At 71.3% G+C, this 12,566-nt stretch carries 13 protein-coding genes and 4 tRNA genes; 6 read left to right on the plus strand and 11 right to left on the minus strand.

What is annotated here, in order from left to right; genetic code table 11:
- Positions 1 to 34: 34 nt before the first annotated feature.
- The 5 genes from ACWF94_RS18345 to ACWF94_RS18365 form a co-directional block, all read right to left on the minus strand.
- A tRNA-Met gene (locus tag ACWF94_RS18345) sits at positions 35 to 108 on the minus strand.
- 257 nt (positions 109 to 365) lie between these two features.
- Positions 366 to 1,115 (minus strand): MerR family transcriptional regulator, encoded by a 750-nt coding sequence (locus ACWF94_RS18350; protein WP_453488876.1) that lies wholly within the window; start codon positions 1,113 to 1,115, stop codon positions 366 to 368.
- A 133-nt stretch (positions 1,116 to 1,248) separates the two neighbouring features.
- Entirely contained in the window at positions 1,249 to 2,490 is a 1,242-nt protein-coding gene (locus ACWF94_RS18355) for an RNA polymerase sigma factor (RefSeq protein ID WP_453488879.1), read from the minus strand.
- Positions 2,487 to 2,903, minus strand: a complete 417-nt coding sequence (locus ACWF94_RS18360) for a YciI family protein (protein ID WP_453488882.1) — start codon at positions 2,901 to 2,903, stop codon at positions 2,487 to 2,489. Before ACWF94_RS18360 ends, ACWF94_RS18355 begins: the two co-directional genes overlap by 4 nt.
- Positions 2,904 to 3,252: 349 nt before the next feature.
- Positions 3,253 to 3,492, minus strand: a complete 240-nt coding sequence (locus tag ACWF94_RS18365) for a hypothetical protein (protein WP_453488884.1) — start codon at positions 3,490 to 3,492, stop codon at positions 3,253 to 3,255.
- 380 nt (positions 3,493 to 3,872) lie between these two features.
- Here ACWF94_RS18365 and ACWF94_RS18370 point away from each other — a divergent pair, with 380 nt between their 5' ends.
- The gene (locus ACWF94_RS18370; RefSeq protein ID WP_453488887.1) at positions 3,873 to 4,601 is read left to right on the plus strand and encodes an HNH endonuclease family protein; all 729 of its coding nucleotides are present in this window, start codon (positions 3,873 to 3,875) and stop codon (positions 4,599 to 4,601) included.
- Between the two features lie 163 nt (positions 4,602 to 4,764).
- Here the strand turns inward: ACWF94_RS18370 and ACWF94_RS18375 are convergent, their stop codons facing one another.
- From ACWF94_RS18375 to ACWF94_RS18400, 6 genes are all read right to left on the minus strand, one after another.
- Positions 4,765 to 5,190 carry a hypothetical protein gene (locus ACWF94_RS18375; RefSeq protein WP_453488890.1) on the minus strand — a complete coding sequence of 142 codons (426 nt, stop codon included), beginning with the start codon at positions 5,188 to 5,190 and terminating at the stop codon, positions 4,765 to 4,767.
- Between the two features lie 181 nt (positions 5,191 to 5,371).
- Positions 5,372 to 6,403: a methyltransferase domain-containing protein gene (locus ACWF94_RS18380; protein WP_453488893.1), complete on the minus strand. Its 1,032-nt coding sequence runs from the start codon at positions 6,401 to 6,403 to the stop codon at positions 5,372 to 5,374.
- A 263-nt stretch (positions 6,404 to 6,666) separates the two neighbouring features.
- Positions 6,667 to 6,740: transfer RNA gene (locus ACWF94_RS18385), tRNA-Phe, on the minus strand.
- A gap of 25 nt (positions 6,741 to 6,765) precedes the next feature.
- A tRNA-Asp gene (locus tag ACWF94_RS18390) sits at positions 6,766 to 6,840 on the minus strand.
- A 38-nt stretch (positions 6,841 to 6,878) separates the two neighbouring features.
- A tRNA-Glu gene (locus ACWF94_RS18395) sits at positions 6,879 to 6,951 on the minus strand.
- A gap of 80 nt (positions 6,952 to 7,031) precedes the next feature.
- Positions 7,032 to 8,591 (minus strand): metallophosphoesterase family protein, encoded by a 1,560-nt coding sequence (locus tag ACWF94_RS18400; RefSeq protein ID WP_453488896.1) that lies wholly within the window; start codon positions 8,589 to 8,591, stop codon positions 7,032 to 7,034.
- A 141-nt stretch (positions 8,592 to 8,732) separates the two neighbouring features.
- On the opposite strand from ACWF94_RS18400, the gene ACWF94_RS18405 reads away from it, so the two are divergent.
- From ACWF94_RS18405 to ACWF94_RS18425, 5 genes are all read left to right on the plus strand, one after another.
- Entirely contained in the window at positions 8,733 to 9,083 is a 351-nt protein-coding gene (locus tag ACWF94_RS18405) for a metallopeptidase family protein (protein WP_453488899.1), read from the plus strand.
- Positions 9,083 to 9,718: a fluoride efflux transporter FluC gene (locus ACWF94_RS18410; RefSeq protein ID WP_453488902.1), complete on the plus strand. Its 636-nt coding sequence runs from the start codon at positions 9,083 to 9,085 to the stop codon at positions 9,716 to 9,718. Before ACWF94_RS18405 ends, ACWF94_RS18410 begins: the two co-directional genes overlap by 1 nt.
- Entirely contained in the window at positions 9,715 to 10,086 is a 372-nt protein-coding gene (crcB, locus tag ACWF94_RS18415; RefSeq protein WP_453488905.1) for a fluoride efflux transporter CrcB, read from the plus strand. Before ACWF94_RS18410 ends, crcB begins: the two co-directional genes overlap by 4 nt.
- Before the next feature lie 126 nt (positions 10,087 to 10,212).
- On the plus strand, positions 10,213 to 10,794 hold the full coding sequence (locus ACWF94_RS18420) for a hypothetical protein (protein WP_453488908.1): 582 nt from the start codon (positions 10,213 to 10,215) through the stop codon (positions 10,792 to 10,794).
- A 218-nt stretch (positions 10,795 to 11,012) separates the two neighbouring features.
- On the plus strand, positions 11,013 to 12,566 hold a 1,554-nt coding region (locus ACWF94_RS18425; protein WP_453488911.1), incomplete at its 3' end, for a DEAD/DEAH box helicase.

Here is a 12,566-nt window from a genome sequence, read left to right on the forward strand (position 1 = left end):
GCACTCAGATCGAGTGCCGGGCCATGGTCTTCAGTAGCGGGGACAGGATTTGAACCTGCGACCTCTGGGTTATGAGCCCAGCGAGCTACCGAGCTGCTCCACCCCGCGTCGTTGAACTCAACTCTACGCCATCCGGAGCAAGATCCACTCCATTTTCCGGCCCGGCCTCCGGATTCCCGCCCGAGGCCGCCGATCGGCGACCCGGGCGGGGCGGGCATCGGGTCCAGGCGGGGCCGTACGGGTGGGGCCGTACGGGTGGGGCCGACCGTCCGCCGGAGCCCGGCCCCCGGGGCGACCTGGGGTGACCCGGAGGCGATGGGCCCCGAAGGCGACGGGTCCCGGAGGCGCCGGGTCGTCCCGGGCGGTCACTCGTCGGTGAGGTTGCGCTCCCCGAAGATCCGCATCGCCTCGCGGATGAAGGCGGCGGTCCCCTCCCCGTGCTGGTCGTACGTGGCGGTGAAGCGCTCATCGGCCACATACATCTCACCAAGACCGATGAAGTGGCCCTTCGACGGGGCGTCCACCGCAGACAGCCAGGCGTACTGACGCCCGGTGATCGCCTGGACCTCCGCGCTGCCCGCGGACCTGCCGTCCCGCAGCGCGCGGGCGAAGTCCTTCGCGATGCTGGTCTGCTCCTGCTGGAAGTCGCGCTTCTGCTGGTCGCTGAGCGAACGCCACCACTTGTCGCCGGTCTGATACGCGCGGCGGCCCCAGCGCTCGGTCACCTCCTGCTCGTACCGGGTGTGATCGAAGCCGTCCAGAACTTCCTCTGCCATGAGTTCTTCCCCTCTCTCGGTCTTGTGGAGAGTGGTCCGCACCGAGGCGATCTGCCGCCCGATGCGTTCGCGCTCCTGTTCGAGGAGACCCAGATGGGCCCGTAGCGCGGCAGCGGTGTCGCGCTGGCCTTCGAGCACCTCGGCGATCGCGGGCAGGCCGAGACCCAGCTCGCGCAGCAGCAGAATCCGCTGCAACCGCACGAGCGCGGCCGGGCCGTAGTAGCGATAACCGTTGGCACCCACCCGGCTGGGCTCAAGCAGCCCCAGCTCTCCGTAGTGCCGCAGGGTGCGGCTCGTCGTCCCGGCACGCCGGGCGATCTCCTGGATCGACCACTCCATGACCTGAACGCTAGATCTTGACGTTGCGTAAAGGTCAAGCGCGGAGCCGAACGGGGTCCGGGCGGCCGGTCACAGGCGCGGCGGGGCGCACCGGGCCAAAGGCAGCCGGGCGAACCCAGGCCAGAACGCCCCGTCACGTACCCAGCCGGGCCGCCCTCATCCGCAGATAGCGTGCCTCGGGCTCGCTCAGCGTTCGCTGTGCCGCCAGCCGGTAGGCGTCTCGGGCACCCTCGATGTCCCCGGCCTTCTCCAGCAGATGCGCCCGTACGGCATCGAGCCGGTGATGCCCCTGCATCCGGTCCGCGACCTTGTCGACCGCCACAAGCCCGGCCTCGGGCCCGTGGACCATCGCGATGGCCACGGCCTGGCTCAGCTCCGCCATCGGTTCCGGGGCCAGCCGTACGACGATCTCGTACAGCGCCAGGATCTGCGGCCAGTCGGTGTCGGCCGCGCTCGTCGCCTCGTCGTGCAGCGCGGCGACGGCGGCCTGGAGCTGGTACACCCCGGCCGGCCCCAGGGCCAGGGCCTCCTCGACAAGGGCCGTGCCCTCGTCGATGGCCCGCCGGTCCCAGCGGTCGCGGTCCTGCTCGTCGAGCGGGATCAGCTCGCCGTGCGGTCCCGTACGGGCGGCGCTGCGGGCGTCGGTGAGCAGCATCAGCGCGAGCAGCCCGGTGACCGCGCCGTCGCGCGGCAGCAGCGCGCGTACGGAACGGGTCAGCCGGATCGCCTCCCGGGCCAGATCGGCGCGGTGGACGGCGGTGCCGGATGTGGCCGTATAGCCCTCGTTGAAGATCAGATACAGCACCTGGAGTACGACGGCGAGCCGCCGGTCACGGTCGTCGGGCCCCGGCTGCCGGAACGGCACACCCTTGATCTTCTGCTTGGCGCGGCTGATCCGCTGCGCCATCGTCGCCTCCGGCACCATATGCGCGCGGGCGATCTCGGCGGTGGTCAGACCGCCGACGGCCCGCAGGGTGAGCGCGATCTGCGCGGCGGGACCGAGGTCGGGGTGGCAGCAGAGAAAGAGCAGGGTGAGGGTGTCGTCGTCGGAGGGGGCCCGGCTCTCACCGGGTGGCGGCGCGGTGAACACGTCGCGGGGCGCGAGGGCCATCGCGGTCTCCTCGCGACGGCGTCTGGCCTCATCGGCGCGCAGCAGATCGACGAGCCGCCGCGACGCGACCCTGATCAGCCAGCCGCGCGGATTCTGCGGCACACCCGCGTCGGGCCACTGCTCGGCGGCGGCGAGCAGGGCCTCCTGGACGGAGTCCTCGGCGAGGTCGAAGTGTCCGTACCGCCGGACCACGGCGCCGAGGACCTGCGGCGCATGGCTGCGCAGCAGGTCCTCGATGTCACGCTCGGAGATCTCCCCGCTCACACATCGCCCCCGCCGGCGTCCTGGATGGGCCGGATGACGACCGGGTACGCGGGGGCGCCCTGGGGAGCCGGGCACTGGATGATACGGGCGGCGATCTCGGTGACCCGCTCCAGGCTCTCGCAGTCGAGGACCCAGTAGCCGGCGATGACTTCCTTCGTCTCGCCGTAGGGCCCGTCCGTGATCACCGGCCGGCCGTCCGCGCCCGGTGCCACGGTCCGGGTCTGCACGGGTTCGGTGAGCCCTTGCCCTTCGACCATCTCGCCGGTCTCGGCGAGATCGTTGTTGATGGCCCCCATGTGCTCGAACATCGCCTGCATGTCCTTCTCGCTCCAAGCCGGGCTGTGGGCGGATCCCTTGCCACCCATGGCGTCGTAGTCGACCTGCGCGCTCTGGACCATCACCAGATACTTCATGACGTTACTTCCTTCACTGTGGGCGTCGCCCCTTGTGGGCAACTCTCACAGGAGACGTCGGGGCCGGTGAAGGGTTCTCGACAGGTTGCGCGAAAAAAACTTCGGAGAGATTATCGGGCGCCGTCGGGACCTCCCTGCGGGACCTCCCTGCGGGTCGGTCCGGCGGGGCGGTCCGGCGGGGCGGTCCGGCGGAGGCCGGCGGAGGCCGGCGGAGACCCTCCCGACGGCGCCCGCGGGGGGTCTCGTCACCGGCTCGCGCTCTGCGCGGGGCACTGCTGCTCGCGCCCGGTGCGGGTGCTACCGCTCGCGCCTGGCGCGGGGCGCAACTGCTCGCGCCCGGTGCGGGGTGCTACTGCACTGCGCCCGCCACCTGGGCCACGGGGTCGGTCAGCGGGCCGAGGTGGTTGGGCACCTCCATGAGCTGGTTGAGCTGGTTCAGCTCCTTCAGCTGTTCGAGCTGGCTGAGGGAGGTGGCATCGGCGGCCGTGGGCGGGGCGATGGTGGGAGCGGCGGCGGCCCCGGAGACGGTCATGGCCGACGCCCCGGCGGCGAGGGCGACGGCGGCGAGGATGCGCTGTGTCTTCGTCATGCCGGGACAACGGCCACGGGGAGCGGGGGTCACGGGGCGGCCGCGGGGTTGACCCGCAAGGACTGCCGCTCGCCCGAACTCTTGTTCCCGGGTGTTCCGGACACCCACCGGTGTGGGTTGAGCCCACCGGTGTGGGTTGAGCCCACCGGCGTGGGATGAGCCCGTCGGCGTGGGTTGAGCCCACCGGCTGGCACTCAGCACCCACCGGCGCGCGCCGAGCCCGCCGGGCAGGCACTGAGCACCCACCGCGGCGTGCGTTGCGCACTCACGGGGGAGCCCGGGCGCACGCGCGCGACCAGGGGTGAACCCACGCGCCCATCTGGCTCAGTTGTTCGGTTCACTGCCCCACCTCGGGGTGATGTGCGCGTATCCCCGTTGACGTGATCAAGAACTTGAGGCGTGTCTCCACGGCCGCCGTACTCGCCCTGCTGCCCCTCACCCTCGCCACCGCGGCCCAGGCCGCCCCGGCGGGCGCGTCCGCCCCGGCCGCCTCGCCGGTGCTCGCCGCTCCCCCCGCCGCCCGGGCCGCGCTGGAGACGGTGCCGATCGCGGTGGGAGTGGGCCGGCTGGCGGTCGTCGCCGAGGACCGGACCGGATACGAGCGGGACGCGTTCCGGCACTGGAACGCCGGCCTGAACACAACCGACGGCTGCAACACCCGGGCGGAGGTGCTGATCACCGAGGCGGTCCAGGCCCCGGCGGTCGGCGCCCGCTGCGCACTGACCGGCGGCTCCTGGTACTCGTACTACGACGGCCAGACGGTCACCCCGGCCGGATCCCTCGACATCGACCATATGGTCCCCCTCGCCGAGGCGTGGGACTCCGGCGCCTCCGGCTGGACGGCCGCCCGCCGGGAGGCATACGCCAACGACCAGGGCGCCGAAGCCTCCCTCGTCGCCGTCACCGCCCGTTCCAACCGTTCCAAGGCCGACCAGGACCCCGCCCAGTGGCTCCCGCCGTCCGCCGAGGCCCACTGCCGCTACGTCACGGAGTGGACCGCGACCAAACTCCGCTGGAACCTCGCCGTCGACGAAGCCGAGCAGGATCGTCTCTTCAGCCTCGCCGCCGGCTGCCCCGGCGACACCGTCACCTACGAGCCCGCGCCGTAACCGACGTCCGTACCCCGCCGTACGCCGATGCCCTCCCCCGTTGAAGGTCCCGGGAGAGGGCATCGGCGTACCGGAACCCGGGCTCCGGCCGGACAAGCGGGACCACGACGCCCCGGCGGGCCAGCGGGCCGAAAGCGCCGCCGAGCGGCACTAGTGGGCGGCACTACTGGGCGGGCGCGAACACCCGCCGGTTGCGGAACTGGCGCATCAGCTCGGCCCAGACGAGCAGGCTGATCACCGGCGCGGCGGCGGCGAACAGCATGTTCACCGCGTCCTCCCCGGCGCTGTTCGACGCCCAGAGGCTCCACGCCAGCGCGGAGAACACCCCGACGATCGTCAGGATCCAGGAGGACAGTTCCCGGCGGCCGTCGACGATCGCCGCGGCCGTGCCCAGTCCGCCGCCGATCACCAGCCCCATGACGAGGACCGCACGGGTCCAGTCGGGTGCGCCGATGATGTCTTCCAGGACCGGTTTCGCATGGAGCTGCCGATAAGTGATCAGAAGGCTGCCGACATAGACGGTCACCAAGGTCGCCAGGCTGAGCAGTTTGACCAACTGCCCCAGACCACCACGTTGTTCACCAGGCATGATGCATCCCCCCAAGGAGCAACAAGACCGGAATTCCGGCGGGTCCCCAGAATGCCCGCGCCCAGCGGAACGCAACAGCGAATCGCCGAAAATGCTCCACCCTCAGGGCTCCCTGTCCACCCCTTCGCGCCCGGCGTGCGCGGTCGCTCCCGACCCGTGTCGACCCGCCCGCTCGATACGGCTACTGCGATACGGCTACCTCGGCTACGACGACGTACAGCGTCACCGCCGCGAGGAAGGGCCCGGAGGTGAGCTGGTCCAGCCACGGCCCGGCCTCCTCGGCGGGGAAGTACCCGGCGGCGACGGCGCGTTCCGTATTGCGCCGGATACCGAGAACGCCGTCGGCCTCGCGGGCGTCCCGGAAGACGGAGGTGACCGGGATGACGGCCGGCACCGTGAATCCGGCCTGGTGGGCGAGGCGGGGAAGCTGCCGTCCGATGGTCCCGTTGCGCACGATCTCATCCGTGATGTGACGGGTGTAGGCGCGGGACAGCTCCCGGTCGGGGTGGTCGATGGCGAGGGAGTCCCAGTCGGGTTCGCCCATCACGAGCCGTCCGCCCGGCCGCAGGACACGCCGGACATCCGCCAGTACTCCGGCCGGGTCCGCCACATGCTGAAGGACCCGGTCGGTCCGCGCGCGGTCGGCGCTGCCGTCGCCGAGCGGAAGGGCGTGGATGTCGCCGTGCCGGATCGCGACGGACGGCAGCTCCGATGTGCGCTCGCCCGCCTGGGCCAGCATCTCCTCGCTGTGGTCGACCCCGATCACCGCTCCGGACGGTGCGACCGCCTCGGCGAGCGCATGCAGATCGGTACCGGGTCCGCAGCCCAGATCGAGCACGGTGTGTCCGGGCCCGGCGTCCAGTACGTCCAGCATGACCTGCTTGTACGAGCGGGCGGCGGCCGTCGCCGCCAGCCGGTCGAGATAGCCGACCCGGTCAGGGGTGGCGGCGTCGAAGATCCGCTCGCTCATCCGGGCCTCCCGCTCCAGCACCGCACGCCCCTCGGGCGTGAGCCGCACCGGCCGCTGGCGCCCCTGCCCTTCGAGCGGCTCGACCAGCCCTTTCGCCTCCAGCCGCGCCAGGGCTCCGTAGAGGCTGCCGGGCCCCAGCCGGCTGCCCGACAGCTTCTCGATGGCGGTGTTGACGGCGTATCCGTGCAGCGGCCCGTCGGCCAGCGCGCAGAGCACCAGCGTCTGGGCGTCCTTGGTGCGCATGAACGCTCCCGTTCTCCCGGTCCCACCTAGTACGCAACGCGTAGTACACGGAACGTACTATACGGGTAGCTCACTCCCCAAGTGCCAGGGGAACGGCAGGAGTACGGGTCCGGGCGGCGCCGGTTCGGATCGTCCGCTCTGCGCGGGGCGACCGGGCCGCTCAAGCAGCGGGCGGCAGACGGCGGGCGGCGGGGGGCTGCCAGCAGCGAGCAGCGCGTAAACGACGAAAAAGGCCCTGGTCAGAAGACCAGGGCCGCGCACTGTGGCTGGGGCCGGGATCGAACCGGCGACCTATCGCTTTTCAGGCGATCGCTCGTACCAACTGAGCTACCCAGCCGTACGGCCATTCACTATGACCGCAGCGGTCCTGACGGGATTTGAACCCGCGGCCTCCACCTTGACAGGGTGGCGAGCACTCCAAACTGCTCCACAGGACCAAGCAATGTGCGAGCACGAGTCTCGCACACATGTTGCGTGCCCCCAACGGGATTCGAACCCGTGCTACCGCCTTGAAAGGGCGGCGTCCTGGGCCACTAGACGATGAGGGCTAAGGGCCCACCTGGGCGCTTCGCAGCGCGTCGGGGACGTGAGAAGCATATGGGATGCGGGGAGGTATCGCCAAAACGCTTTACGGAGCCGGGGACCGGGAGGGCGGGGTGGTACCGGGGGACGGACGGGCGCCCGGCCGGTTCTCCTCCGGGAGGCGGCGGCTGACCTCGGCGGTCGTCAGACCGAGGCCGCCGAGCGTGATCTCGTCCCACGCCTGGAGCCGCCGGGTCCCGCGGTCCAGATAGAGGACGGACGCGTGCACCTTCTCCGGCGCTTCGTTCTGGAGGGCACGCAGACCGCCGCCGCCCGTGGAACCCTCGATCTTGAGCCGGGTGCCGAGCTTCATCACCTCCGTCTTGCGGTTGTGGACATGACCTGCGAGTACGAGGGGGACGGCGCCGTCGGTCTCGCGTGCCGCGTCCGGGTTGTGGACGACAGCGATGTCGGCGGGCGTCCCGGCACGGGTCTGGTCGCGCAGGGCGGAGGCCAGACGGATGCCCATCATCCGCTCGGCCGGTGCGCCCTGGGCCCTGACCGAGCGGTCGGGGGTGAACTGGGGGTCGCCGCTGCCCGCGATCCGCAGTCCCGCGACGCTGACGGCCCGGCCGTCATCGAGGACGTGCACATTCCGCAGCCGGGAGAGATACGCCTGGGTGATGCGCGAGTCATGGTTGCCGCGTACCCATACATAGGGGGCGCCGAGGTCCGCGATGGGGTCCAGGAAGCCGTTCTCGGCGGCGGTGCCGTGGTCCATGGTGTCGCCGGAGTCGATGATCACGTCGATGTCGTACTGCTCCACGAGGGTGCTGATCACGTGCCAGGACGCCGGATTGAGATGGATGTCCGAGACATGGAGCACCCGCATGGTGTGGGGGTCCGGCTGATAGGTCGGGAGGTTCGATGTGGCCTCGTACAGCTTGGTGACATTGGTGACCAGCCGGGCCAACTCCCGTTGGTAGACGTCGAAGTCGGTGACGATCGAGCGGGCGTCGCCGACGAGGGACGGGGCGCCGGCGAGCAGCCCGGAGAACCTCGGCTCCAGTACGGACTTGGGGTTCCAGGTGGCGAAGGCGGTGATGCCGGACGCGGTGAGCAGCGCCAGGGCGAGGCCGCCGGCGGCCAGGGCGCGGCGGGGGCGGCGGTAGACGGCGAGGCCGAGCGCGGTCGCGCCGGAGACGACGGCGACACAGGAGCGTACGGCGAGTTCGGTGGTGCCGCCGACGACATCGCGGGCGACATCGTCCTGGAGGCCGGAGAGCCGTTCGGGGTGTTCGACCAGGGCCTGTGAGCGCACGGGGTCGAGCCGGTCGATCTCCACGTCGAGCCGGATGGGCGCGGCGTGGGAGTCGAGTTCGAGCGCGCCCAGAGGGGAGACATTGATCCTGGTGCCCCCGGCGACATCGGGGCGCAGCGCCATGTTCGTCTCCATCGGTCCGATGGACATCTGCACACTGCCCACGATGAGCAGGCCGAGCCAGGCGCCGATGACGACGACGGTGGTCATTCCGAGCGCGCGGATCCAGGGGTGGGGCGTGTGGACAAGGGTGATGGTGGGCTGGGCGTCGCGGGAGCGGTAGGTGCGCCGTAGCCGGGTGAGAGTGGCTCGGAGGAGTTCCTGGGCTTGGCGTGCGCGTGCCATTGGGCCCGTATGCCCATCGGGGTGTCGTCGTATGCGGGGACGGTTCGGGGTGTGCCCTTAAGGCGGCGCGGCGGCGCGGCTGTGCCGGGGGTGCGGGGGTGCCGGGGCGACCGGTGGGGCGGTGTACGTGACAATGACCTTGTGCTGGAGATGACACGCGAGGAGTTCGAGGAACTGGTCTCCGAGGCGTTGGACAGGATTCCGCCGGAGCTGACGCGGTTGATGGACAACGTCGCGGTGTTCGTGGAGGACGAGCCGGCCTCGGACGATCCGGAGCTGCTCGGGTTGTACGAGGGGACTCCGCTGACCGATCGCGGTGAGTGGTACGCGGGGGTGCTGCCGGACCGGATCACGATCTACCGGGGGCCGACCCTGCGCATGTGCGAGAGCCGCGAGGAGGTCGTCGAGGAAACGGAGATCACCGTGGTGCACGAGGTGGCGCACCACTTCGGGATCGACGACGAGCGGCTGCACGCACTGGGATACGGGTGATGCTGGGGCCGCCCGAACCGGAGTCCGGTCCGCCCGATGCCACCCGGGCCACGCCTGCCGCCCCTGCCCCCTCCATTCAGCGCGCCGGCGAGCCCGCGGATGCCCCCGAGGCGATCGATCCGGATGTGGCTCCGCATGTCCCGGAGCAGCGAACTGTCCCGGAGCAGCGGGCGGAGCTTGCCGGGGCCCGGCTCTGGCTGGTTCTGTCGGTGGTTTCGGCGGGTGGGGTGCTGGGGGCGCTGGCGCGGTACGCGGTGTCCCTGGCGTGGCCCGCGCCCGCCGGGGCGTTCCCCTGGTCCACCTGGGCGATCAATGTCCTGGGTTCCGGGCTGATCGGTGTCCTGATGGTGTTGATCAGTGAGGGCGGGCGGAGTGCGCATCCGCTGGTGCGGCCGTTCGCCGGGGTCGGTCTGCTAGGCGGATTCACCACCTTCTCGGCGTACGCGCTGGAGTTCCGGGGTCTGCTGGAGGCCGGGCGGCCCGGGCAGGCGCTGGTGTACGGGGGCGGTACGGCCGCCGGGTGCGTGGGCGCGGTGTGGTTCGCGGCGGCGGCGACCCGGGTGACGGTGGCCCGGCTGTCGGCGACCCGGGCGGCGGCGCGGAGGGCGGCGGGGCAGAGGGCGGCGGGGCGGTGAACTGGCTGCTGGTGGCGGTGGGCGCGGCTGTCGGCGCACCGTTGCGCTATCTCGCCGATCGTGCGGTCCGGGCACGCCATGAGTCGCCGTTCCCCTGGGGGACGCTGCTGGTGAACGCCGTCGGGTGTCTGGTGCTCGGCGTGGTGACGGGCGCGGCGGTGGCGGCGCCGTCGTCAGGAGCGTTCGCGCTGCTGGGTACGGGTTTGTGCGGTGCGCTGACGACGTACTCGACCTTCTCGTACGAGACGCTTCGGCTGGCGGAGCGGGGCCGGGGGAATCTCGCGCTGGCGAATGTGACCGGGTCGCTGGTGGTGGGCATCGGATCGGTGTTCCTGGGGGTGGAGTTGGCACGGGGGCTCGCCGGGTAGCTGTTTCGTGAGCGCGGGGTGGGGGGCCTAGCAGGTCGTGTACTTGTCAGGTGCGCGGGCGTGTCCCTTGTGGGGCACCGGGAGTTGGGCAGTGAAACCCGCGTTCTGTCCCCCGGAGGTGCCCTCGTGCGCCAATTGTCCGCCCCTGGCCGTTTGGCCGCCGCGTTCGCCGCTTCGCTGGCGCTCGCGGCCTCGGCCACCGGCTGTATGAGCGTGAGCGACGACCCCGGTGGTGAGCCTGCCCCGAGCCGGTCGGCGACCCAGCGCGGCACGGTGGCCGAGCCGGACGGCGGGCATGTGGCCGGGCCGGGTGGCCGGCCGGCGTCCGGTGGGCGGGCAGGCGGTCCTGGGACATCCGTCGAGGGGTCCGGTGGCGGGACACCGGCTGCGTCCCCGGCCCCGAGCGATACGAAGGCGCCTCCGGTGGCCCTGCCCACGCGGGGGGTGAACCGGCCGCGTCCGCCGGGGGTTCCGGAGCCCACCGGGGACGAGTCCACCCCTCCCGTACAGCCGACGCCGCAGCCGACGCAGGAGACGCCCGTCGAACCGACGCCGCAGCCGCCCACTTCGCCGCCGGTGGAGCCGACGCCGCAGCCGTCGGCGACATCGGCGCCGGATGTGCACGCGGGGGCGATGCGGCTGCCGGAGGCGGACGGGCGGGGGATGTTCAAGGAGCCTTCGGCGTCACCGCAGCTGGGTCCGGCGTGAGCGGGGCGCGTAAGAGGGGTCACTCGCCGGTGGTTTGCCTTGGGCGGGGGAGGGTGCGTATGGTGGTAGATCGTTTGATCCCATTGCCCGGCGCCGAAACAGAAGCGCGCCGCATGGCGCGTACTCTCCCTAGCCGTGGCTGACCGCATAGAGGCGGTCGAATTGCGAATCACGGAGTTTGGGCGCGTGCCGAGACTCCGGAAGGTTTCGCATTTCGCATGTCCACTTTCAGTACTGATCACCCCGTCATGCCCGAGAACGACGGGGTCATGACTCCTGACGAGGCCCCGGCCGCCGTGGCCGCCGACACGCCCGAGACCGCCGTGAGCGACGGGACCGCCGCGACCACCGTGAGCGACGGGACCGCCGAAGTCGAGGCTGTCACCACGGTCACCGATACCCCCGGTGCGGCTTCCGACACCGATGTGCCGGCAGCCGCCGAGGCAGCCGAGCCGACTGAGCCGGCCGAGCCGACCGTGACGTTCGCCACGCTCGGTCTGCCGGAGGGCGTCGTCCGCAAGCTGACGCAGAACGGCGTGACGTCCCCCTTCCCGATCCAGGCCGCGACCATCCCGGACGCCCTGGCCGGCAAGGACATCCTGGGTCGCGGCCGTACCGGCTCCGGCAAGACGCTGTCGTTCGGCCTCCCGCTGCTGGCGACGCTGAGCGGTGGCTTCACCGAGAGGAAGAAGCCGCGCGGAGTCATCCTCACCCCGACCCGTGAGCTGGCGATGCAGGTCGCGGACGCGCTGCAGCCGTACGGGGACGTACTCGGCCTGAAGATGAAGGTCGTCTGCGGCGGTACGTCGATGGGCAACCAGATCTACGCCCTGGAGCGCGGCGTCGACATCCTCGTCGCCACCCCGGGCCGGCTGCGCGACATCATCAACCGCGGCGCCTGTTCCCTCGACCAGGTCCAGATCGCGATCCTCGACGAGGCCGACCAGATGTCCGACCTGGGCTTCCTGCCCGAGGTCACCGAACTGCTCGACCAGGTGCCGTCCGGCGGTCAGCGCATGCTCTTCTCCGCGACGATGGAGAACGAGATCAGCACCCTGGTGAAGCGCTATCTGACCGACCCGGTCAGCCATGAGGTCGACAGCGCGCAGGGCAATGTCACGACCATGAGCCACCACGTCCTCGTCGTGAAGCCGAAGGACAAGGCGCCGGTCACGGCGGCGATCGCCGCCCGCAAGGGCCGGACCATCATCTTCGTACGGACCCAGCTCGGGGCGGACCGTATCGCCGAGCAGCTGCGCGACGCGGGGGTGAAGGCGGACGCGCTGCACGGCGGAATGACGCAGGGCGCGCGGACGCGCACGCTGGCCGACTTCAAGGACGGTTACGTCAACGCGCTCGTCGCGACCGATGTCGCCGCGCGCGGTATCCATGTCGACGGCATCGACCTGGTGCTGAACGTGGACCCGGCCGGGGATCACAAGGACTATCTGCACCGTTCCGGGCGTACGGCCCGCGCGGGCAAGTCCGGCGTGGTCGTCTCGCTGTCGCTGCCGCACCAGCGCCGCCAGATTTTCCGGCTGATGGAGGACGCGGGCGTCGACGCCTCGCGTCATATCGTCGGTGGCGCGGGCGCGTTCGACCCCGAGGTCGCCGAGATCACGGGCGCCCGGTCGCTGACCGAGGTCCAGGCGGACTCCGCGAACACCGCCGCCACGCCGGCCGCGCGCGCGGCCGCCGAGCTGGTCAAGCAGCTGGAGCGGGTGCAGCGCCGGGCCGCCGAGCTTCGCGAGGAGGCCGACCGCCTGGTGGCC

The sequence above is a fragment of the Streptomyces sp. NPDC055078 genome (assembly GCF_053607985.1).

Excerpts from the sequence above, each read along its gene's own strand:
- ACWF94_RS18350 (WP_453488876.1), bottom strand. The coding sequence starts at position 1,115 with ATGGAGTGGTCGATCCAGGAGATCGCCCGGCGTGCCGGGACGACGAGC.
- ACWF94_RS18360 (WP_453488882.1), bottom strand. The coding sequence starts at position 2,903 with ATGAAGTATCTGGTGATGGTCCAGAGCGCGCAGGTCGACTACGACGCC.
- ACWF94_RS18365 (WP_453488884.1), bottom strand. The coding sequence starts at position 3,492 with ATGACGAAGACACAGCGCATCCTCGCCGCCGTCGCCCTCGCCGCCGGG.
- ACWF94_RS18375 (WP_453488890.1), bottom strand. The coding sequence starts at position 5,190 with ATGCCTGGTGAACAACGTGGTGGTCTGGGGCAGTTGGTCAAACTGCTC.
- ACWF94_RS18380 (WP_453488893.1), bottom strand. The coding sequence starts at position 6,403 with ATGCGCACCAAGGACGCCCAGACGCTGGTGCTCTGCGCGCTGGCCGAC.
- ACWF94_RS18400 (WP_453488896.1), bottom strand. The coding sequence starts at position 8,591 with ATGGCACGCGCACGCCAAGCCCAGGAACTCCTCCGAGCCACTCTCACC.
- ACWF94_RS18410 (WP_453488902.1), top strand. The coding sequence starts at position 9,083 with ATGCTGGGGCCGCCCGAACCGGAGTCCGGTCCGCCCGATGCCACCCGG.